Annotated in this window: 2 protein-coding genes and 2 pseudogenes; 1 reads left to right on the top strand and 3 read right to left on the bottom strand. The window is 62.1% G+C overall.

Translation table 11 applies throughout. The features are described 5' to 3' along the window. The 3 genes and pseudogenes from ACWCQK_RS42320 to ACWCQK_RS42330 all read right to left on the bottom strand — a co-directional run. Positions 1-346, bottom strand: a 346-nt coding sequence (locus ACWCQK_RS42320) for a hypothetical protein (RefSeq protein WP_451164578.1), incomplete at its 3' end; no start/stop codon positions are given. Further along, a pseudogene (locus ACWCQK_RS42325) lies at positions 346-778 on the bottom strand (transposase); the annotation flags it as partial. The pseudogene ACWCQK_RS42325 and the gene ACWCQK_RS42320, both read right to left, overlap by 1 nt. Positions 779-806: 28 nt before the next feature. Beyond that, positions 807-947 carry a hypothetical protein gene (locus ACWCQK_RS42330; protein WP_451164580.1) on the bottom strand — a complete coding sequence of 47 codons (141 nt, stop codon included), beginning with the start codon at positions 945-947 and terminating at the stop codon, positions 807-809. Positions 948-1,880: 933 nt separating this feature from the next. On the opposite strand from ACWCQK_RS42330, the pseudogene ACWCQK_RS42335 reads away from it, so the two are divergent. Beyond that, positions 1,881-2,128, top strand: a pseudogene (locus tag ACWCQK_RS42335) (IS5/IS1182 family transposase); the annotation flags it as partial. Positions 2,129-2,271 lie beyond the last annotated feature (143 nt).

Genomic DNA, 2,271 nt, shown 5'->3' on the forward strand with positions numbered 1-2,271 from the left:
CGCTGACAGATGGCACGTCTGGCACAACCTGTGCGAAGCCGTCGACAAGTGCGTCGCCCGCCACTCCTCCCACCTGCGCGAACCCGCCCACGTCCCCACACAGGCGGCCACGGCGGCCGCGGTTGCCGAACTGGAGAAGACCGCCCGGGCCGGCAAGCCGGCCAGGTCCGCCCACCGATACGCGGACCGCACTCGCGATCGCCACCGAGCAGTCCACGAACTGCTCGACCGGGGAGATAGCCAGCGCGCAGTCGCGAAGGAACTGGGCCTGTCCCGCGGCACCGTGCGCAGATTCGCCCGCGCCGACACCGCCGACGAGCTCAGCACCGGCAAGTGGTCGGTTCACACCATGGTCACCGTGACGATGCCGTTGTCCGTCTTACCCAGCCGGCCCAGCCACTGCCGGCCCACATGCGCGGTCGCCGTGCCGTCCTTGCGATCCCCAAAATCATCGATCACGATCACCCCGCCGTCGTGCGGAGCCGTCGCCGGCTCCACACAGCAGCTCAAGCCTGCGATCGTTGACCAGCTCAGCCTCCCAGGGCGACTCGGACAGGAAGAACTGCAGCCGCTGCACCCCCGGCATCCCCGCACCCGCCACCGGCTCCGCCCCTGCCAGGCAAGTGATCGTCTTGTTCCGCTCCCGCGACGCCAGCAGCCCCGTCAGGTACTCACCAAACCCGCGACGCTGGGCCAGGCTGAAAAAGAGGTCGCCGAACCGGGCCGCATACTCCTCCAACCAACCCGGCGCGGGCGGACACGGACGGCGAACAGTCATCTTCAACCCCCAACACAGCAAATGCCTCCTACCACCGGCCCACGACCAACCCGACCTGCCGCCAACCCACACCACCACCGGAATTAACGAACCACCGGTAGTACGGCTGGTCGGCCTGGACGCGGTCGGTGGGGATGAGGGTGCCGTCGACGATGATGAAGTCGACCATGTCCAGCCCGACGAGGGCTTCCTGCAGGCTCGATGCCCACGCGGCCAGAACCGCGAGGGTTTCGTCGACGTAGCGCCAGGCCGTGCCTCAGATACCTCGCACCGGATCCCGACCTGCTGATACGTCTCGTTCTTGCGGAGAGACCAGCGCGAGCAGAGCTTGTTTGAAGCAGCCCAACTTCAGCCACCGTGTGACGAGTTCACGCTCTCGAACGTTGATGAGCCAGGAAACATGCTCAACCAGCTCGTGGGGGGCATCGAGCATGGAGGATACGGAACCCACGAAGCCCCCAGGCCGTCGGCGTGTTGAGTGAAATCACCACACCAACGACGAGGGGCTTCGCCACCCCACCACTCCTGACCAGCCCTCTTTCATCCTACGAGACAGGACGAAGAGGTTCATTGAGCCAATCAGTGACCGAACCCCGCTGACGAATCGAGGTCAAGGTTAAGTACGGATTGCTTACAAAGGTGGGGGGATGTGAAAGGTTCAATAACCTAAGATCCTTTGGAGGCAGAGATGGCGCGTAAGATTGCGGCCGTGTTCGCAACAGTGTGTTTAGGTGCTGGAATTCTTCTTTCATCTGGACCAGCCAATGCTGCAGATTCATCGAGCACTGTGGACCTCTATGACGCACCAGGTGCCCACAGACCGCCGTGCATCACCGCTCGCACCCTCACCCTTTGCCCGTACTACTACGAGTCGGTGGGGGTGTCTGAGATGAGTAGACAGTTAGATGCTCAAGTAGCTGCGAAAATCCTGGCGCAAGCACAGGTTAGGGACCATGGTGGTAACGAAAACGGTTCGAGTTCCAATTGGTGTGATCCTGGAGGTGTCGCACCTAATAACACTTGGACGTGTCATTCGGCATATAGGTATCTAATTTGGAAGTAATGTAGATTCAGGTTTCTTACCTCGATCGTTCATGAGTGCATGAACGCGCAGGTCATCGCCGACCCGAAGGCCCGTCTCCTGTAGACGGCACCGGCCCTGGCCGGTGCCGTCTACGACATCCGGGCCGCACGCGAGCACGGCATCATCGACGCTCTCGCCCAGGGCGGCATCACCTACTGGGCCCAAAGGTCCGGGCACTGGTCGAACAAACCATTGCCACCCTCAAGACCTGACGGCTCCCGCACAAGCTCCGCTGCTCGACGACCCGAGTCACGAGCCTCGTCTAAGCCGTCCTCACCCTCCATCTCTCCAGCTCAGACTGAAAACGGAAAGGGCTCAGCTTGATCTTTAAGTCTTCAACCGGACATGCGCGGTGAGTGATGCGGCCCGCTTCACGGTCTTGCCAACGTTGTGCCTGGTGGCGGGGTGT

It is taken from the genome of Streptomyces sp. NPDC002306, from assembly GCF_053593435.1.

Coding starts and splice junctions, on each gene's coding strand:
- ACWCQK_RS42330 (WP_451164580.1), bottom strand. CDS start 947: ATGGTCGACTTCATCATCGTCGACGGCACCCTCATCCCCACCGACCGC.